Here is an 18095-nt window from a genome sequence, read left to right as displayed (position 1 = left end):
TCGGTGTAGGAACCCCCATCATCAGGGGACCTCGACCCCTACCTCGACCCGGTCACACCACCACTGCTACACCCTCAGATCGGAAGAGCCGCTTTCGCGGGGTGGGTGTACGCCGTGTTCGTGATCGACGTCTTCTCCAGGATGGTCGTGGGCTGGCAGGTCTCGAAGTCGCTGCGTACCGACCTGGCGCTGGACGCCCTGGAGATGGGGCCGGTGGAACCGGTGCCGTCAGTGCCAGGACGTCACGGGGTTGAAGCATCACAGCGACAAGGGCGTCCAGTACGTCGCCATCGGCTACACCCAACGACTGGCCGGGGCCGGTGTGGTCGCGTCGGTTGGGTCCACAGGTGACTCCTAGGACAATGCCCTGGCCGAGGCGTTCAACTCGCTGTTCAAGGCCGAGTTCGTCGGCAACCACGGCCCGTGGCGAGGCATCGACGACCTGGAGATCGCCACCGCGGAGTGCATCGACTGGTTCAACCACCAGCGCCTCCACGGCGAACTCGGCATGGTCCCACCCGCTGAGAAGGAAAACAGGCTCTTCCGATCTGAGGGTGTAGCAGCGGTGGCGCAGCCATCGCTCGTCACCCTCCGGAGCTGACGGCGGGAACCACATCGCTGGGGTGACCTACGGCCCTTGCACCCTGAAGCCGGAGAACGTCCATCTACGCACTTCCACCGGTCGCAGTAACGTGGGCTTCAAGGCGCGCACGTCGTGCAGCGTCCGCGTGACCTCGATCCACCACACATCCGACCTTCGCCACAAGCGCCTCCTCTGGTGGGTCAAGGATCCCTCGAAGTCTGGCGGCAACACCGGACAGAAGACCTACCACCAGAAGAACCTCTCGCACTCGTGCTCTGGGGGCAAGCGCACCCGATGGGGAGGAACCACCCTGGGAACGATCACCCGGAAGGGGAAGAAGTACTATGCCCGCGTCTACCCGACCACAAATGCTCTCAACTGTGGCGCGTAATTGGATCAACCTGATCCACGGGCGCCGGAGGGGTCGAGAAATAATTCTGCTCTATAAGGACGAGACCTTTGGGGACAGGGAATACATCTGGGCGGCAACACCCTCGCAACGCATCGCCCTGGAGATGACCGCCCGGGAGCACCAACTCCCCGGAACGGAGAAGTGGTTCACCACCGTCCCATGGGTCACCGATGGAGAAGATCGTCCCGAATCTCTCTTCGTCGTCGCAGCCGGGGATCTCGATACTCATTTCGGTCGAATCGCGTACTCTACCCGGCGAGCGGCTGAAGAACATGTGATGCAGTCACGGGAAGACGACCTACTGGTCCTCGAGGTGCCTGTGACAGGCTGACGTCGCCGCCGGTACGGCGGGCCGGGTTCCTTCTTGTTGCCCGCGTGAGTTCACGACCCCGGGAACGACCCCGGCCACGAGGGCACGGAGATCGTCGGTGGCCGCAGATATGTTGCTCGCGCCAGAAGCCCCCTACGAGGACGACGACGTGGAACACCTGCAGGATCCGTTCGAGGCCGTGGCGCGCGAGTACCTCGACCCCGAGACTGCCCGGCGCTGGCTGGCGCTGGGCCGCCCGACGGTGGAGCTGGTGGGCGGCGAAGGCCCCGTGGTGGCGCGGCTCGGCGGCGTTCCGCACCTGCCCGCCGGCACCCCGTGGCCGCACTGGGAGGGCCACGGCCCGTTGGCGTTCGTGGGCGAGGTGGACCTCGCCGCCCTCGCGGCCGCTGGGCTGCGCACCGGCATCGAGCTGCCCACGACGGGGCGCCTGCTGGCCTTCCACTGGGACGGCGAGGTGGACGACTTCGAGACCCTCGTGGGCTGCTGGGACCCTGCCACGGCCGCCGGCGCGGTGCTGCTGCACGTGGCCGCGGGGCGCGACACCTGCCCGCCGACCCAGGTGCCCGAGCCGCTGGAGTCGTGGACCGAGGTGGAGCTGACCGGCCGGCAGGCCATGAGCTACCCGGCCTCGGACCACCCCGCGGTGTCGCTGGAGTTCGGCGTGGGCCCGGTGGACGACCACCCGGTGACCAACGAGGACTTCGAGGACGAGGTGATGACCCTGCAGATCGCCCAGGCCAGCCACCGCCTGGGCGGGTACACCCTGCCCGACCAGGGTCCGACGGAGTTCGAGGTCATGGCGTTCAAGGGGCTCTCCGCCGAGGGGGAGGATGGCGACCGGGAGGCCGTCCGGTGGCACAACCTGCTGCAGGTGGGCAGCGACGACGCCACCGGCATGTGCTGGGGGGACGAGGGCAAGCTCTACTGGATGACCCGCCCGGACGCGGAGGAGCCCGTGGCGGACGCCGGGTTCACCTGGCAGTGCGCATGAGCACCCGGCCCGTGCTCAGCGCGAGGTGGCCAACCGGGCGCCGAACAGAACCAGCACCGTGCCGGTGACGGCATCGATGGCGCGCTGGGCCACCGGGCGTTGCAGGAGCCCCCGCACCGAGTGCGCCCCGGCGATGATGAGCGCGAAGAAGACCAGCGACTCGACCACGTGCACCAGCGCCAGGAGCAGGCCCATCACAGCGGTGGGCACCCCGTCGGCCATGAAGTGGGGCAGCACCGCCACGTAGAAGGCGCCCACCTTGGGGTTGAGCACGTTGGTGAGCAGGCCGCGACGGAGGTGCTCCCACGCGCCACCGCGGGTGCGCGGGGCGGCGTCGAGGTCCACGTGACCTGTGCCCCGCACCACGCCCCACAGCATCCGCAGGCCGAGGAAGAGCATGTAGGCAGCACCCACCAGCTTGAGGACGGTGAACGCGGTGGCCGAGGCGGTGAGCAGGGCGCTCACCCCCACCGCGGCGGCCACGGCCCAGACCAGGGAACCGGCGCAGATGCCCACGCCTGTGGCCACGGCGGAGCCGCGCCCGTCGCGGAGGGCGGAGCGCAGCACGAGGGCCATGTCGAGCCCCGGCGTGATGGTGAGCACGGCCGCGACGACGGCGAAGGAGAGCAGGGCCTGGGCGAGCGTCATCGGCACATCATGGGGGATGGCCCGACGCCGCCGTGATGAGGAGGGGACACCGGCACCCTCTCCGGGCAGACTGACCCCATGAGCACCTGGATCGGCTTCCTGCGCGCGGTGAACCTGGGGGCGAGGCGGAAGTTCCCGGCCGCGGAGGTGCGCACCTGCGTGGAGGCCCTGGGGTTCACCGACGTGGCCACCCACATCAACACCGGCAACGTGCGCTTCAGCACCACGATGCACTCGCGGGAGCGCATCACCGAGCGGCTCGAGGCCGCCTTCGCGGCCGACCGCGGGTTCGACGTGCCGGTGGTGCTGCTGACGCCCGCCGAGCTGCAGGAGGTGGTGGACTCCCTGGACGAGGTGGCCGCCGGGCACGACGGTGCGCACTACGTGTCGCTGCTGCGCGCCAAGCCCGGCGCCGACGCGGTCGCCGCGCTGGAGGGGCTGGAGTTCCCCGGCGAGCGGGTGATGGTGCGGGGCCGCGCCGCCCACACGCTGATGGGGCCGGACGTGCATCGCTCGAAACTCTCCAACGGGCTGGTGGAACGCCACGCCGGCACGGCCACCTCCCGCAACCGCACGGTGCTGGCCGCCATCGCCGGGAAGTGGTGCTGAGGCACGCCCGACCGACGGCGCCCAGCCCTACCGTGGGCCCCGGGACGGTCGGCCCACCGACCACACCACCAACCCCAGCACCACCAGGGCCGCCACCACGACGAACCAGGTGTCCGAGACCCCCGAGGCCCACTCGGCCAGGGCGGTCTCGGCGTCGCGCTGGGCGCTGACGGTGACCAGCCCACTCAGCCCCGCCGTGCCGTCGGTGACCAGGAGCAGCACACCGATGGCCACGCAGAGCAGCCCGGAGACCACCATCGCCCAGGTGTTGCGCCACGGCCCCAAGGAGACCTCGCGGGGCGCCACCAGAGCGCGGCCTCGGGAACCCAGCCGGTCCCACACCGCAGCCAGGACCAGCAGCGGCACCGTCATGCCCAGCGCGTAGAGGGCCAGCACGGTGCCGCCGTACACGGCGCTGCCGCTCACGGTGGCCACCATGAGGACCGAACCCAGGATGGGCCCCGCGCAGACGCCGGCCACCGCGTACACGGCCCCGAGGGTGAACACCGACACCACCGAGGTGGTGTCGCGGCCTCCGCCGGCGGTGCGGCCCAGACCGGGCACGGGCAGGCCCGAGAGCTGCCACAGGCCCAGCACGATGACGACTGCGGCGGCACCGGCCACCAACGCCGACCGGTGCGCGGTGAGCAGCGAGCCCACGGCGCCGGAGAAGACGCCCAGCGGCACCAGCGTGGCGCACAGGCCCGCGTAGAACACCATCGTCCGCCCCACGAGCGCCCCCGGGGAGGTGAAGGCGTAGGCGAAGAAGGCCGGCAGCAGCATCACCGAGCAGGGGCTCAGCAGCGCGAGGACGCCCCCGAGGAAGGCGCCGGTGTACCCGATGTCCACTCAGCCCTCCCGGCGCGCGGCGAGCTGCTGGTCGATCACCCGGCGGAAGGTCTCCGCGGACTGGGCGCCCACCATCCGCTGGTCGTCGATGACGAAGGTCGGCGTCCCCGTGGCACCCACCTGGGAGCGGGCCTCCTCGGCATCGGCGCGCACCTGCTCCAGCAGCTCGGGGGACTCCAGGTCGCGGGCGAACCGCTCCATGTCCGGCACCCCCACCTCCTCGGCCCAGGCGGTGAGCTTCTCGTCGGTGACCTCCAGGTGCCCCCGCTCGGGCGCGGCCTCGTACACCGCGCGGTGGTACTCCCAGAACCGCCCCTGCTCACCGGCGGCGCGCGCGGCCACCGCGGCCTTCTCCGACTCCTCGCCGAACAGGGGGAGGTCGCGCCACTCCACCCGGAGCCGGCCGGACTCCACGTACTCGCTCACCAGCTCCGGCATGGTGTCGCGGCTGAACACCGCGCAGAAGGGACAGCGGTAGTCGGCGTACTCGATGAGCACCACGGGGGCGTCCACGTCACCGAGAGCGGTCACGTCATCGGCGTCGCGGCGGGTGAGGCCGATGCGCTCCTCGGCGGCCGAGGGGCCACGGCCTCCCTCCCCGGCGGCGGAGGACTCCCCGGGGGACGCCGGTGAGGACGCGCCGGCATCGCCCCCGGAGGCCTTCTGGGGCGACGGGCCGGAGCGGCCGGCCAGCAGGGCACCCACCGCCAGCAGCAGGACGACGGCGGCGCCGGCCGCGATGGTGAGGAGGCGTCGGGAGGAGGCGGTCATGCCCGGACCGTACCCAGCCGCCCGGCGCACCCGGAGGGAGGGTGGGCCGGATGCACCTGGCCCGGAACGCGGCCCGAGGACGACCCCGCCGGAGCGTGGCCCACACTGGGCCCATGCCCCTCCTGCGCCGCCGCCCCCGCACGCCCGGACCCGCACGCCCCTCCCCCGCGGAGGCCACCTGGCGCCTCGTGCACGCCGAGCGGTGGGCGCTCGTCGCGGACCTCGCCGACCTGGACCGCGCGGCGTGGGACACGCCCTCGCTGGCCCCCGGGTGGACGGTGATGGACGTGGCCGCCCACCTGGTGGACAACGCCCGCACCACCCCGTGGCGCCTCACCCGCGCGATGGTGGCCGCGGGCGGCAGCCTCGACCGGCAGAACCAGGCCGGCGTGGACGCCGAGCGACGCCCCACCCCGGCGGCGATGCTGGACGCCCTGCGCTCCGTGGCCGGGCGCACGAGCGGCCCGCCCACCTGGCTGGCGCCCGTGGCCAGCCGGCTGGTGGAGGAGATCGCCCACGGCGAGGACGTCCGCCGCCCGCTGGGCATCCGCCACTTCTACCCGATCCCCGCCGTGCAGCAGGCCCTGGCCCACCAGCTGGGCACCCGGGAGGCCCTCGGCGGGGCGCCGGCGGCCCTGCGCCGGGTGACCCTGGTGGGCACCGACGGCAACGTGGCCCTGGGCAGCGGGCCCGAGGTGCGGGGCCGGCTGCTGGAGCTGCTCATGGCCGCCACCGGGCGCCCGTGGGAGCCCGGTGCGCTCACCGGGCCGGGCGTGGCGCTGCTCGAGGACGCCTCCGCGCGCTGAGGCACCGCCTCAGGTGCGGGGTGCCTGCTCCTGCCCGGTCACCGCGTCGTCCTGCTCCTCCAGCTCGGCCAGTCGCTCCTCCCAGCGGCGGGCCACCTCCCCCTCGGAGTCGCCCTGCCCGATACGCAGCGCCGCCCGCCCCACCATCTGCGCCGCCACCGGCACGGTGATGAGGTGGCACACCGCCAGCAGCACGAGCATGCCCACGTCGCTGGGCTGACGCACGCGCAGCCCCACCCCGAGGGCCACCAGCAGCACCCCCAGCACCTGCGGCTTGCTGCTGGCGTGCATGCGGGTGAAGAGGTCGCCGAAGCGCCACAGCCCCAGCGAGGCCGAGAGGCACAGCACCGCCCCGCCCAGCAGGCAGAGCATCCCCAGCAGGTCCAGCAGCCCCGTCATCGCGGCACCTCCTCGGTGCGCGGCGCGTCGGCCGGGCGCATGAACCGCGCCACGCTCACCGACCCCAGGAAGCCGATGAGCGACAACGAGATGAGCACCGGCAGCGAGGTGGTGTGCCGGTTGACGGCGGCCTCAGTGCCCAGCGCGCAGATGAGCACACCGGTGACCACCTCCAGGCCGATGACCCGGTCCATCATCGTGGGACCGGTCACCACCCGGAGCACGGTGAGCAGGGCCGAGGCGGCGAGCAGCAGCCCCACCGCCCAGGCCAGCACGGTCTCGACCATCAGCCTCCTCCTCCGTCGCTGGTGCGCACGCCGCCGGTGAGCGCCGAGCGGCCCTGCAGGGGCCCGCCCGGGTCGCGGGCCATGACCTCGTCGACGTCCGGGGCGAGCGCCCGCAGCAGCAGCTCCTCCTGCCGCCACACCTTTTTGCGGAACTCCTGCTGCTGCTCGGGGGTGTGCACGCGGAACCCGTGCACCAACAGGGTGCCCACCTCACGGTCCAGGTCCAGCACCACGCTGCCGGGAACGAGCGTGGTCATGCCCGCCGTGGTGGCCACGAACAGCTCGTCGGTGGAGCGCAGCGGCACCTCGAACACCGTGCCGCCGGGCGAGCGACGGCTGGTGAACACCGCCCAGGCCACGGACGCCGAGGCCGCCACGAGGTCCACGAGGAAGGTCACCACCAGCCGCACGAACGCCACCGGCCGCAGCACCAGGCGCAGCTCCAGGCGTGGCAGGGGGAAGAGCAGGCACACCAGCACGGAGACCAGCACGCCCCCCAGCAGGTCCAGCCACTTCAGGTGCCCCCAGAGCAGCATCCACGTGGCGGTGAGCAGCACCACCGCCCGCAGGTCGATGCGGTCGCGCAGCGTCTGGCGCAGGTCGGCGGGCATCATCGCGGCACCCCGTCGGGGAAGACCGCGTGCGTGTAGACCGTGGTGCCCAGCAGGTCGTGGGCGGCGCGGTCGGTGTATGCGTACACCGGCCCGGCGGCCACGCTCAGCGCCAGCCCCACCCCCACGAGCAGCACCGTGGGACCGACCACGCCGGACACCAGCGCCTCCGAGACGTCACGGTCCGGGTCCGGCAGGTCGCGCAGCGGGTGGCCGTCCTCGCTGAACGGGCGGCGCCAGAAGGCCCGCGCCCAGGTGCGGGTCAGCGCGTACAGCGTGAGCAACGAGGTGAGCAGCGAGGCCCCCACCAGCGTGTACGCCAGCCACCCGCCGTGGTACAGGCCCGCCTCGATGAGGCCCACCTTGGCCAGGAAGCCCGAGAACGGAGGGATGCCGCCCAGGTTCATGGCCGGCACGAAGAAGAGCACCGCCACCAGCGGCGAGGCCGTGGCCAGCCGGTCCAGCCGCATCGAGGAGGAGGTGCCGCCGCGGCGCTCCACCAGGCCCGTCACGAGGAACAGCGCCGACTGGATGAGGATGTGGTGCACCACGTAGAAGATGGCCGCCGAGAGCCCCAGCTCCCCACCGAGCGCGATGCCGAAGATCATGAACCCGATGTGGCTCACCAGGGTGAAGGAGAGCATGCGCTTGATGTCGTCCTGCACGATGGCGCCGAGGATGCCCACCACCATCGTCAGTGCAGCCGCGCCCAGCAGCAGGGGGCTCACCCGGTCGTCCGGGAAGAGCAGCACCTCGGTGCGGATGATGGCGTACACACCCACCTTGGTGAGCAGGCCGGCGAACACGGCCGTCACCGACGCCGGCGCCGTGGGGTAGGAGTCCGGCAGCCAGCCCTGCATCGGGAAGACGGCGGCCTTGATGCCGAAGCCCAGCAGCAGCACGAGTTCCAGGGCCAGGCGGGTGTCGGCGTCGACCTCCGCGAGCCGGTGCGCCAGGTGGGCCAGGTTGACCGTTCCCGTGGCGGCGTAGACCAGCGCGATGGCGGTGAGGAAGACCGCCGAGGACACCAGGCTGACGGCCACGTAGTTGGTGCCCGCGCGCACCCGCGCCCGGGTGCCGCCGAGCGTCAGCAGCACGAACGAGGCCACCAGCAGCATCTCGAAGCCCACGTACAGGTGAAACAGGTCGCCCGAGAGGAAGGTGGTGGACACGCCCGCCGAGAGCACCAGCAGGGTGGGGTGGAAGATCGGCAGCGGGGACTGGCCGTCGCTCTCCTCGTCGAAGGACGACCGGCCCTCCCCGATGGAGTAGAGCACCACCGCCAGCGTCACCAGCACGCTCACCAGCACCATGAGCGAGGCGAGGCGGTCGGCCACCAGCGCGATGCCCTCCGTGGGCGCCCAGCCACCCACCTGCACCACCTGCGGCCCGCGGGTGTCGCTGAGGTGCACCAGCAGGGCAGCCACCACGAGGCTCGTGGTGAGGGCCGCCACGGTGACGGCGCGCTGCACGCCCGTGCGGCGGTTGGCCACCAGGGTCAGGCCGGCGGCCACCAGTGGCACCACCACGGGCAGGGGCACGAGGACGTCGGGCGTGGGCGTCATCGGGCCTCCTCGGGGTGCGTGGTCTCGTCGGCGGGCGGGGCGTCGGGTGGGTCGTCGCCTTCCGCGGCGGGGTCGTCGGCGGAGTCGCTGGACCCCTCTCCGAACACCTCGGGTGTGTAGCTGTTGGCCTCGGCGCGGCGCGAGATGCGGCGGCTCTCGGCATCGGTCTGCACCACGTCGGTGTGCGCCACCTGCCACGAGCGGTGGGCCAGCGCCATGACGAAGCCGGTCATGGCCAGTGAGATGACGATGGCGGTGAGCACCATGGCCTGCGGCAGCGGGTCGCTCAGGGGCCCGGTGCCGGCGGCGTCGGAGATGGGGGCGCGTCCGGGGTCCCCGGACGCCACGAGGAAGAGCAGGTTCACGCCGTTGCCCAGCAGCAGCATGCCGAAGAGCATCCGCACCAGGCTGCGTGAGAGGAACAGGTGGACCCCGCAGGCGGACAGCACACCCACCAGCAGGCACAGGGTGAGGCTCGGCGTCACCGGGAACCCTCCTCCTCGTGGCCGGCGAGCACCGCCGAGGCCCGGCCGGTGTGGTCGCCCCGCTCCTGGGCGTCACGGTCCAGGGCGGAGCCCAGCGAGGAGAGCAGGTCCAGCAGCAGCCCCACCACCACCAGGTAGACGCCCACGTCGAAGGCCACCGAGCTCACCAGGTGCAGCTCGCCCACCGGCCCCAGGTGCAGGTCGTATGTCCAGGTCTGCAGCACCTCGCCGCCGGCCAGCAGCGAGACCAGACCGGTGCCGGCCGAGAGGAACAGGCCCGTACCCAGCAGCCAGCCGGGCACCACGGGCAGGGCGGCTCCCAGCTCTGCGCGGCCACCGGCCAGGTAGCGCAGCAGCAGTCCCAGCCCGGCCACCAGACCGGCCGCGAACCCGCCGCCGGGGTGGTTGTGCCCGGCCAGCAGCAGGTAGACCGACCACACGATGATGACGTGGAAGACCAGCCGGGTGGCCACCTCGAGCATGAGGCTGCGGCCGCCCGGCGGCAGCGCGCCGGCGTCGGGGATCCACCGGGCCCCGCCCTCGCTCACCGCGGCGTGGCTGCGGCGGCGGCCCAGGGCGTCGCGGACGCGGTCGTAGCTGGTGGTGACGCGCTCGCTGTGCAGGAAGACCAGGCTGGCCACGCCGGTGGCGGCCACGAGCACCACGGAGAGCTCCCCCATCGTGTCCCAGGCGCGGATGTCCACGAGGATGACGTTGACGATGTTGGTGCCGCCCCCGAAGGTCTTGGCGCGCTCGGCGAGCGCCTCCGGGTCGTGGGGGGCCGTGCGCACCGCCGAGGCGGTGACCGCCAGCAGGCACATGACCGTGCCCACGGCCGCGCCCAGCAGCCAGCGCAGGCGGCGGTCCAGCGGGGTGGAGAAGTCGCGGAAGCGCACCGGCAGGTGGCGCAGCACCAGCACGAACACGGCGATGGAGACGGTCTCCACCAGCACCTGTGTGAGCGCGAGGTCCGGGGCGCCGTGCAGCAGGAAGAGCATGGCCACGCCGTACCCGGTGACGCCCACGAGGAAGACACCGCGCAGGCGGCGGCGGGAGCGGGCGGCGGCCACCGCGGCCAGGGCCACCACCACGGCGGTGCCCACCTGGGCCGGGCCGTCAGCCAGGCGGACCCGCTCGGGCCAGGCGACGCCGGTGGCCAGCGCCCACCCGGGCAGCAGCACGAAGGTGCCGAAGACCAGCGCGAGGTTGAGCTCCAGGGAGCCGCGCTGCAGGTGACCGGTGAGCTCGTTGGCGCCCCGCTCCACGGTGCGCATGGTCCAGCGGTAGCCGCGCTGCGCCGAGAGCAGCTGCGGCAGCGAACCCGCCCAGCGCGCCACCGGCCGGCCGGCCAGCACCAGCGCGCCACCGACCAGCAGCACCACACCGGTGAGGGCCAACGGCACGCCCACGTGGGGCACGAGCGCCAGGTGCACCGGGTCCGGTGTGGCGGGCCAGGGGCCGGCGGCCGGGGCCAGCCAGTGCTCCACCCTTCCCGCGAAGGGGGCCAGCAGCAGGCCGGCCTCGGCGAGCACCACCGGCACGGCCACGGCCCAGGGCGAGACGTGGCCCACCGGAGTGGGGCCGGAGGGGGCGGGCCGCTCGTCGGTGCCCGGGGCGTGGTCGCCCAGGCCCAGCACGAGGAAGCGGCCACTGTAGGCCACGGTGAGCGCCGACCCGAGCACCACGGCCACCAGGGCGAGGGTGGAGAACCCGTCCCCGGGTGTGGGACCGCCGTGCTCCAGGGCTCCGAGCGCCGCCTCCTTGGCCACGAAGCCGTACAGCGGCGGGATGCCCGCCATGGAGGCCAGGGCCAGCACGCAGGTCCAGAAGGTCCACGGCATCGAGCGGCGTAGGCCGCGCAGCAGACGCAGGTCGCGGGTGCCGGTGGCGTGGTCGACGACGCCGACGGCCAGGAAGAGCGAGGACTTGAACAGCGCGTGCGCCACGAGCAGCGCCACCCCCGCCAGCGCGGCGTCGCCGTTGCCCACGCCCAGCACCAGGCAGAGGAAGCCGAGCTGGCTCACCGTGCCGTGGGCCAGCAACAGCTTGAGGTCCACCTGCCGCATCGCCCGCCACGCGCCGAGCAGCATCGTCAGGGCACCCCCGAGCACGAGCAGCCAGCGCCACACCGGCACGTCCGCGAGCGCCGGGGCGAGACGGGCCACGAGGTAGACGCCCGCCTTGACCATGGCCGCGGCGTGCAGGAAGGCGCTCACCGGGGTGGGCGCGGCCATCGCCGCCGGGAGCCAGAAGTGGAAGGGCACCTGGGCCGACTTGCTGGCCACCCCCAGCAGCACCAGCACGACGGCCACCGAGGTGGTGAGCGTGGCGGCCGGCGGGTGGGCCACGAGCTCCGAGAGGCGGTGCGTGCCGGCGTCACGGGCCAGCAGCAGCAGGCCGGCCAGCATCGCCAGACCGCCGAAGGTGGTGACCACCAGGGCCTGCCCGGCGGCCACGCGGCTGGCGCGCCGCTGCGAGGAGTGGCCGATGAGCAGGTAGGAGAGCACCGTGGTGACCTCCCAGAAGAGGTACAGTACGAGCACGTCGTCGGCGGTGACCAGTCCCACCATCGCGCCGGCGAAGCCCACCAGGCAGGCGGCGAAGCGGCCCAGGCCCTTCTCGTCGTCCTCGAAGTAGCCGGTGCAGTAGGTGAGCACCATGGCGCCCACCGCGCCGACCACCAGCACCATGAGCCAGGCCAGGGGGTCGAGGCGGAAGGCCAGCTCGAGGTCCAGGCTCGGCACCCACGGCACGGTCTCGACCGGCGGTGCGTCCCCGCGGGCGGCCACCGACCGGGTGAGGGCCCACACCGCCGTGCCCGCCGGCACGAGGGCCAGCAGGGGGAAGACGCGGCGTCCCAGCCGGGCGGCGCCCAGCGGGGCCAGGAGCGCGGCGAGCAGGTGGAGTGCGATGGCGATGAACACGGCGCACTCCTCGGGGGTCGTCGGTCACAGCGGCCAGGCTCCCCGGAGGGGACGGGCGGGGCCGGGGCGTCGGGCTGCTCCGCGGCGCCCGACGCATGCCAGACGGGGCCGGCACCACCGTGGGGGTGGTGCCGGATTCTACCGAACGGTCCGCCCGGAGGCGGATCGACCGGCAGGACCGGGGGCGGACCGCCGGGCGCACTGGCCCCGCGCCTCCTCCTCGAGTAGACAGAAGCCCATGACCGAGAACCCGACGCACGAACTCGTGGGCGACTTCTCCGGCCAGTTGGTGGGCACCTCCATCCACGCCGGCCACGGCCTGCGCGAGGAGACCGCGGCGGCGATGGTGCTCGACGAGGACACCCGCTTCCGCGAGGAGGACCCCTTCACCGACCGCATCGCCGCCGGCGCCCCGGCGCGCGTGCTGGTGCACCACTCGCGCTTCGAGGTGGACCTCAACCGCCCCCGCGAGGAGGCCGTGTACCGCTCCCCCGAGGACGCCTGGGGCCTGGACGTCTGGGCCGACGGGACGCTGGACGAGGACGTGGCCGCCCGCAGCCTGGAGCAGTACGACCGCTTCTACGCCGACCTGGCCGAGCGCCTCGACGAGCTGGCCGCCCGCGGACCGTTCGTGGTGTACGACGTGCACTCCTACAACCACCGCCGCAACGGCGCCGACGCCGAGCCCGAGCCGGTGGAGGAGAACCCCCAGGTGAACCTCGGCACCGGCACCGTGGACGCCCACTGGCGCCCGGTGGTGGACGCCTTCACCCGGTCCCTGGGGTCCCAGGAGGTGGACGGCGAGCGCATCGACGTGCGGGAGAACGTGAAGTTCGAGGGCCGCGCCCTGGCGTGGTTCGTGCACGAGCGCTACCCCTCGACCGGCCTGTGCCTGGCGCTGGAGTTCAAGAAGCTCTACATGGACGAGTGGACCGGCCGGCCGGACGACGCCCACGTGGAGCAGCTGCAGCGTGCACTCACGGCCACCCACGAGCCGGTGCTGGCCGCCCTGCGCGAGGTGGGCACCCGATGAGCGGGGCCCCGCAGGACCCGTCCAGCACCGACTCCACCGCCCTCGAGGGGTCCTCCGAGGAGGCCACCTGGGACCCGGCCGACCTGGCCGTGGACCACACGCTGGCCATGCTCTCGGACTCCCTGCGCTTCCTGCTGGACGTCACCCCGGAGAACGCCGAGGAGCAGAAGAAGCGCTTCCTCGACGGTGAGGTCGCCGAGCCGGAGTTCACCTACCGCGAGCTGGACGCCGACCCGGACGTGGTCTCCGCGCAGATCGCCCAGGTGCCGGTGGACGAGGTCACCGACCCCACGCTGGCCGAGCTGCTGCGCCACAAGCGGCGCGAGATGCAGCTGCAGCTGGACATGCTGCGCTGCCGCGGCTCGCAGACCTTCCGCGAGCTGTCCGTGGAGCTCTACGGCGCGGTCTCCACCGAGCTGTGCGACGCCGCCCGCCGCATCGTGGCCGGGCTGGACGTGCCCGGCTCCCCCCGCTCGATGGTGGACGCCGAGGACTTCCTCGAGGCGGCGCAGGACGAGATCGCCCGCTACCGCGAGGTGGACCCGGACGTGAGCATCCACGCCGAGGTGCGCAGCGACACCTCGGGCGTGCTGGTGGAGGGCGACACCCTCCTCATCAGCGAGGCCGCGAGCGTGCCCACCAACCGCGTGGACGCCCTCATCCACCACGAGGTGGGCACCCACCTGGTGACCCAGGTGAACGGCTCCGGGCAGCCCATGAAGACCCTCGGGTCCGGCCTGGCCGGGTACGACGAGACGCAGGAGGGGCTGGCCGTGCTCGGCGAGATCGCCGTCGGCGGGCTGACCCCCTTCCGGCTGCGCCAGCTGGCCGTGCGCGTGCTCACCGTGGACCGGATGCTCGAGGGCGCCGGCTTCGCCGAGGCCTTCGGCGCCCTGGTGGACGAGGGCGTGCCGAGACGCTCGGCGTACACCACGACCATGCGCGTCTACCGCTCCGGTGGGCTCACCAAGGACGCCGTGTACCTGCGCGGCCTGCTCGACCTGCTCGAGCACCTGCGCACCGGCGGCCGCCTGGACACCCTGTTCCTGGGCAAGTTCGCCCTGTCGGACCTGCCGCTGGTGCAGGACCTCGATGCGCGCGGCCTGCTGCGGCCGGCCCGCATCACCTCCAACTGGCTGCTCGACGCCGGCGCGACCGAGCGTCTGCAGGCGGCCGTGAAGACCACCGACCTGTCCACCCTGACCCAGGAGATGACATGAAGATCGCGTTCGTCGTCAACGACGTCATGACCGAGAAGCACGTCTACACCACCACCCGCCTGGCCATGGCCGCCACCAACCGCGACCACGAGGTGGTGCTGCTGGGCATGGGCGACTTCGGGTACGAGCCCGACGGCACCCTGGTGGCCCGCGGCCGCAGCGCCAAGGACAAGAACTACCGCTCCCTGGAGCGCTACCTCGAGGACGTGCAGAAGCCCGAGAGCGAGGAGCAGTTCGCCGTCTCCGAGTTCGACGTGGTGATGCTGCGCGCCGACCCCGCCGACGAGGGCGAGAGCAGCGCGTGGGCCAACAACGCCGGCATCGCCTTCGGCGAGCTCATGGCCGCCCAGGGCGTGCTGGTGGTGAACGATCCCAGCGCCCTGAGCAAGGCCCTGAGCAAGGCCTACTTCCAGCAGTTCCCGGAGCGGGTGCGCCCCCGCACGCTCATCTCCCGCGACGAGAAGCGCATCGAGGAGTTCGTCCAGGAGCTGGGCGGCAAGGCCGTGCTCAAGCCGCTGCAGGGCTCCGGCGGGTCCGGCGTGTTCCTGGTGAACGAGGACGAGGCCCCCAATCTCAACCAGATCATCGAGGCGATTGCCCGCGACGGCTACGTGGTGGCCCAGGAGTTCCTGCCGGAGGCCAAGGACGGCGACGTGCGGATGTTCCTCATGAACGGCCAGCCGCTCACGGTGGACGGCAAGGTGGCCGCCTTCCGTCGCCGCAGCGGGGGCGACGACATCCGCTCCAACATGTCCGCCGGCGGCTCCGCCGAGAAGGTGGAGGTCACCGACGGCATGCTCGAGCTGGTGGAGGCCGTGCGCCCCAAGCTGGTGGCCGACGGCATGTTCCTGGTGGGCCTGGACATCGTGGGCGACAAGCTCATGGAGGTGAACGTGTTCAGCCCCGGCGGCCTCGGCTCCTGCCAGGCGCTGTACGAGGTGGACTTCGCCCCGGCCGTCATCGAGAACCTGGAGCACAAGGTGACGATGCACGAGCACTACGGCCGGCAGCTGCGCAACGCGGCGCTCGCCACGCTCTGACACCCACCGACCGGTGCGGGCGCGGAGGACTCCGCGCCCGCACCGGTCGTCCCAGCCCACCCGCGAGAGGACACCGTGAACAGCTCGCCGACACCGCCCACCCCGCCCGCCGCCCCGGGTTCCGCCACATGGGAGACCCGCGACCTCGCCATCGAACACAACGTCTCGCTGCTGGCCGACTCCGTGAACTTCCTGCGCGAGGTGACGCCCGACGACGCCGAGGTGCACCGCGAGGAGTTCCTGACCGGCACCCACGACGAGCCACCGTTCACCTACCGGCGACCGCAGGCGGACCTGGAGGTGCTCTCAGCGCAGATCGACCTGCTGCCGGTGGACGAGGTGGGCGACCCCACCCTGGCCTCCCTGCTGCGCCGCAAGGTGCGCGAGATGCGCGTGCAGGTGGAGATGCTGCGCACCCGTGGCACCTCGATCTTCCGTGACCTCTCGGTGGAGCTGCACGGCGACGTCTCCGACCGCCTGCGGGCCTTCGCCCAGCACGTGGTGGACGACCTCGAGGTGCCCGAGCCGCCGCAGGAGACGGTGGGCGCCGAGGAGGTGCGCGAGTCGGCCGAGGCGCTGTTCGAGCGCTACCGCCGCATCGACCCGCGGGTGCGCGTGCACACCGAGGTGCGCCGCGACTTCACCGGTGTGGCGCTGCTGGGCGAGCGCCTGCTCATCAGCAGCGCGGTCCGCGTGCCTCCGCACCGCCTGGAGGTGCTGGTGCAGCACGAGCTGGGCACCCACCTGGCCACCCAGGTGAACGCCGTCGGCCAGCCCCTGCGCACGCTGCGCACCGGCCTGACCAGCTACGACGAGACCCACGAGGGGCTGGCCGTGCTGGGCGAGCTGGCCGCCGGCGACCTGAGCCCCTTCCGCCTGCGGGAGCTGGCCGTGCGCGTGCTCACCGTGCACCGGATGCTGGAGGGCGCCACCTTCCGGGAGGCGTTCACCGCCATGACCGAGGTGGGCGTGCACCCCGCCGCGGCGTACAACACGTGCGTGCACGTCTTCCGCTCCGGTGGGCTCACCAAGGACGCCGGGTACCTGCGCGGCGCGCTGAACCTGCTCGACCACGTGCGGGCCGGGCACCCCATCGACCTGCTGCTGCTGGGCCGCTTCCACCTGGAGGACCTCCCGGCCGTCACCGACCTGCACCACCGGGGACTCCTGGCACTGGTGCGGGCCCGTCCCGACTGGATGGAGATCTCCGGTTGGCAGGAGCGCGTGCGCGCGGCCGCCCAGGCCGACGACCTCTCCACCGTGGTGAGCTCCCCACCGCACGAGGCAGACTGACCCGGACCCACCGCCACCCACCCAGGAGGAAGCCATGAACGACTCGACCGGTTGCGCCACCTGCCCCGGCGCCCCCGCCCCCGCCACCGGCCCCACCCGCCGCCAGGTGGTCACCGGCGCCGGTGCCGCCGTGGCCTTCGGGGCACCGACCCTGGCTGGGTGCGCGGGCGGCAAGGGGTCCACCAGCGACGGTGCTGACGCTCCGGGCGTGGAGTTCCCCGCCTCCGACGTGCCCGTGGGCGGCGGCGCCATCAAGCAGGGCTGGGTGGTCACGCAGCCCACCGAGGGCACCTACAAGGCGTTCAGCAGCAAGTGCACCCACCAGGGGTGCGGGGTCTCGCAGATCAAGGACGGCGCCATCATCTGCACCTGCCACGGCAGCGAGTTCTCCGTGGAGGACGGGTCGGTGCTCGCCGGGCCGGCGCAGGACGCGCTGCCCGAGGGCAAGGCCGAGGTCTCCGGCGACACCGTGAAGGCCGGCCCCGCCTGAGCAGGCGTCACTCGAGCAGCAGCCCGACACCCAGGACGACGAACGCGACGGCCGCCACGGTGTCGATGGTGCGCCCGGCCCGCTGGTAGAGGCGCACCAACGGCGGGCGGCTGGCGGCCCACGTCACGGCCAGGAACCACGCGGTGGCGATGAGCAGCATCATGAGCAGCACCCCGCCGCGGGCCGCCCAGGACATCTCCGGGGGCAGCAGCGTGCTGAACAGCGCGCCGAAGAACACCAGTGCCTTGGGGTTGGCCACGTTGGTGGCCAGGCCCAGGCGGAAGGCTGCGCCCGTCGGCGGGGTGGCCTCGGCGGCGCCCTCGTCCGCCTGCCCGCGGCTGCGCCACAGGCCCCACAGGATGGACAGGCCGAAGCCGACGAGGAAGACCGCGCCGGCCAGCTTCATCGCGACGGCGATCCACGGCTGGGCACGCACCAGGGCGGTGAAGCCCACGAGGGCCAGCACGATCCACAGGCCGATGCCGGTGACCACGCCCATCGCGGTGGCCGAGGCGGCCCGGGCGCCGCGGCGCATGGCGGTGCGCAGGACGGCGACGAAGTCCGGCCCCGGGCTCATGACGCCGAGGGTCCAGACGAGGGCCAGCGGCAGGTAGGTCTCCACGGCGGGCGAGTCTAGGAACCGGTCAGTACGCGGGTCCCCACGGACGCGGACGAGAACCGCACCGGTGCCGATCTCGGCCTGCCGCCACCGTGACCTCCGCACCGGTGCCGAACTCGACTGTCGAGT

At 72.7% G+C, this 18095-nt stretch carries 20 protein-coding genes; 10 read left to right on the top strand and 10 right to left on the bottom strand.

Annotated features, from left to right (window positions below; all coding sequences use genetic code 11):
• The first annotated feature begins 367 nt into the window (after positions 1 to 367).
• The 3 genes from CYJ76_RS13200 to CYJ76_RS07110 all read left to right on the top strand — a co-directional run bounded on the left by CYJ76_RS13200 (position 368) and on the right by CYJ76_RS07110 (position 2317).
• Positions 368 to 601, top strand: a complete 234-nt coding sequence (locus CYJ76_RS13200) for an integrase core domain-containing protein (protein WP_414467282.1) — start codon at positions 368 to 370, stop codon at positions 599 to 601.
• Positions 602 to 951: 350 nt separating this feature from the next.
• On the top strand, positions 952 to 1326 hold the full coding sequence (locus CYJ76_RS12205) for a hypothetical protein (RefSeq protein WP_141762151.1): 375 nt from the start codon (positions 952 to 954) through the stop codon (positions 1324 to 1326).
• A 148-nt stretch (positions 1327 to 1474) separates the two neighbouring features.
• Positions 1475 to 2317, top strand: coding sequence for a DUF1963 domain-containing protein (locus CYJ76_RS07110; RefSeq protein ID WP_180802242.1), 843 nt, complete (start codon positions 1475 to 1477; stop codon positions 2315 to 2317).
• A 15-nt stretch (positions 2318 to 2332) separates the two neighbouring features.
• On the opposite strand, the gene CYJ76_RS07105 is transcribed toward CYJ76_RS07110, so the two are convergent.
• Positions 2333 to 2965, bottom strand: a complete 633-nt coding sequence (locus tag CYJ76_RS07105; RefSeq protein ID WP_070706135.1) for a LysE family translocator — start codon at positions 2963 to 2965, stop codon at positions 2333 to 2335.
• 78 nt (positions 2966 to 3043) lie between these two features.
• Here CYJ76_RS07105 and CYJ76_RS07100 point away from each other — a divergent pair, with 78 nt between their 5' ends.
• Entirely contained in the window at positions 3044 to 3574 is a 531-nt protein-coding gene (locus CYJ76_RS07100; RefSeq protein ID WP_070706137.1) for a DUF1697 domain-containing protein, read from the top strand.
• Between the two features lie 27 nt (positions 3575 to 3601).
• On the opposite strand, the gene CYJ76_RS07095 is transcribed toward CYJ76_RS07100, so the two are convergent.
• On the bottom strand, positions 3602 to 4423 hold the full coding sequence (locus tag CYJ76_RS07095) for a cytochrome c biogenesis CcdA family protein (RefSeq protein ID WP_070706139.1): 822 nt from the start codon (positions 4421 to 4423) through the stop codon (positions 3602 to 3604).
• The gene (locus CYJ76_RS07090; protein WP_070706141.1) at positions 4424 to 5194 is read right to left on the bottom strand and encodes a DsbA family protein; all 771 of its coding nucleotides are present in this window, start codon (positions 5192 to 5194) and stop codon (positions 4424 to 4426) included. It lies immediately after the preceding gene.
• Between the two features lie 113 nt (positions 5195 to 5307).
• Between CYJ76_RS07090 and CYJ76_RS07085 the strand changes: the two genes are divergently transcribed.
• Positions 5308 to 6000 (top strand): maleylpyruvate isomerase family mycothiol-dependent enzyme, encoded by a 693-nt coding sequence (locus tag CYJ76_RS07085; RefSeq protein ID WP_101849658.1) that lies wholly within the window; start codon positions 5308 to 5310, stop codon positions 5998 to 6000.
• A gap of 9 nt (positions 6001 to 6009) precedes the next feature.
• Here CYJ76_RS07085 and mnhG read toward each other — a convergent pair whose 3' ends face one another.
• Genes mnhG through CYJ76_RS07055 form a run of 6 tightly spaced genes read right to left on the bottom strand, consistent with a single transcriptional unit; the run spans position 6010 to position 12271 of the window.
• Positions 6010 to 6399, bottom strand: coding sequence for a monovalent cation/H(+) antiporter subunit G (gene mnhG / locus CYJ76_RS07080; RefSeq protein ID WP_070706143.1), 390 nt, complete (start codon positions 6397 to 6399; stop codon positions 6010 to 6012).
• Positions 6396 to 6686 (bottom strand): monovalent cation/H+ antiporter complex subunit F, encoded by a 291-nt coding sequence (locus tag CYJ76_RS07075; RefSeq protein ID WP_070706145.1) that lies wholly within the window; start codon positions 6684 to 6686, stop codon positions 6396 to 6398. The genes mnhG and CYJ76_RS07075 overlap by 4 nt, the downstream gene beginning before the upstream one ends.
• Positions 6686 to 7300 carry a Na+/H+ antiporter subunit E gene (locus tag CYJ76_RS07070; protein WP_070706147.1) on the bottom strand — a complete coding sequence of 205 codons (615 nt, stop codon included), beginning with the start codon at positions 7298 to 7300 and terminating at the stop codon, positions 6686 to 6688. The genes CYJ76_RS07075 and CYJ76_RS07070 overlap by 1 nt, the downstream gene beginning before the upstream one ends.
• Positions 7297 to 8862, bottom strand: coding sequence for a Na+/H+ antiporter subunit D (locus CYJ76_RS07065; RefSeq protein WP_070706149.1), 1566 nt, complete (start codon positions 8860 to 8862; stop codon positions 7297 to 7299). Before CYJ76_RS07065 ends, CYJ76_RS07070 begins: the two co-directional genes overlap by 4 nt.
• Complete coding sequence (locus CYJ76_RS07060; protein ID WP_101849657.1) at positions 8859 to 9347, bottom strand: Na(+)/H(+) antiporter subunit C; 489 nt, start codon at positions 9345 to 9347, stop codon at positions 8859 to 8861. The genes CYJ76_RS07065 and CYJ76_RS07060 overlap by 4 nt, the downstream gene beginning before the upstream one ends.
• Positions 9344 to 12271, bottom strand: a complete 2928-nt coding sequence (locus CYJ76_RS07055) for a Na+/H+ antiporter subunit A (protein ID WP_101849656.1) — start codon at positions 12269 to 12271, stop codon at positions 9344 to 9346. The genes CYJ76_RS07060 and CYJ76_RS07055 overlap by 4 nt, the downstream gene beginning before the upstream one ends.
• A gap of 238 nt (positions 12272 to 12509) precedes the next feature.
• On the opposite strand from CYJ76_RS07055, the gene CYJ76_RS07050 reads away from it, so the two are divergent.
• The 5 genes from CYJ76_RS07050 to CYJ76_RS07030 all read left to right on the top strand — a co-directional run bounded on the left by CYJ76_RS07050 (position 12510) and on the right by CYJ76_RS07030 (position 17347).
• Positions 12510 to 13304, top strand: a complete 795-nt coding sequence (locus CYJ76_RS07050; protein ID WP_101849655.1) for an N-formylglutamate amidohydrolase — start codon at positions 12510 to 12512, stop codon at positions 13302 to 13304.
• Complete coding sequence (locus CYJ76_RS07045; protein ID WP_101849654.1) at positions 13301 to 14524, top strand: flavohemoglobin expression-modulating QEGLA motif protein; 1224 nt, start codon at positions 13301 to 13303, stop codon at positions 14522 to 14524. The genes CYJ76_RS07050 and CYJ76_RS07045 overlap by 4 nt, the downstream gene beginning before the upstream one ends.
• Complete coding sequence (locus tag CYJ76_RS07040; RefSeq protein ID WP_101849653.1) at positions 14521 to 15564, top strand: glutathione synthase; 1044 nt, start codon at positions 14521 to 14523, stop codon at positions 15562 to 15564. The genes CYJ76_RS07045 and CYJ76_RS07040 overlap by 4 nt, the downstream gene beginning before the upstream one ends.
• A gap of 75 nt (positions 15565 to 15639) precedes the next feature.
• A complete protein-coding gene (locus tag CYJ76_RS07035; protein ID WP_101849652.1) occupies positions 15640 to 16857 on the top strand; it encodes a tyrosine/phenylalanine carboxypeptidase domain-containing protein in 1218 nt (405 codons plus the stop codon).
• A 34-nt stretch (positions 16858 to 16891) separates the two neighbouring features.
• Positions 16892 to 17347, top strand: a complete 456-nt coding sequence (locus CYJ76_RS07030; protein ID WP_070704794.1) for a Rieske (2Fe-2S) protein — start codon at positions 16892 to 16894, stop codon at positions 17345 to 17347.
• Positions 17348 to 17354: 7 nt separating this feature from the next.
• Here CYJ76_RS07030 and CYJ76_RS07025 read toward each other — a convergent pair whose 3' ends face one another.
• Positions 17355 to 17969: a LysE family translocator gene (locus CYJ76_RS07025; protein ID WP_083323506.1), complete on the bottom strand. Its 615-nt coding sequence runs from the start codon at positions 17967 to 17969 to the stop codon at positions 17355 to 17357.
• Between the last annotated feature and the right edge of the window lie 126 nt (positions 17970 to 18095).

This window comes from Kytococcus schroeteri (genome assembly GCF_002847825.1).
In the GTDB taxonomy this organism is placed as follows: domain Bacteria; phylum Actinomycetota; class Actinomycetes; order Actinomycetales; family Dermatophilaceae; genus Kytococcus; species Kytococcus schroeteri.
This window is presented reverse-complemented; position numbering and strand designations above follow the sequence as displayed.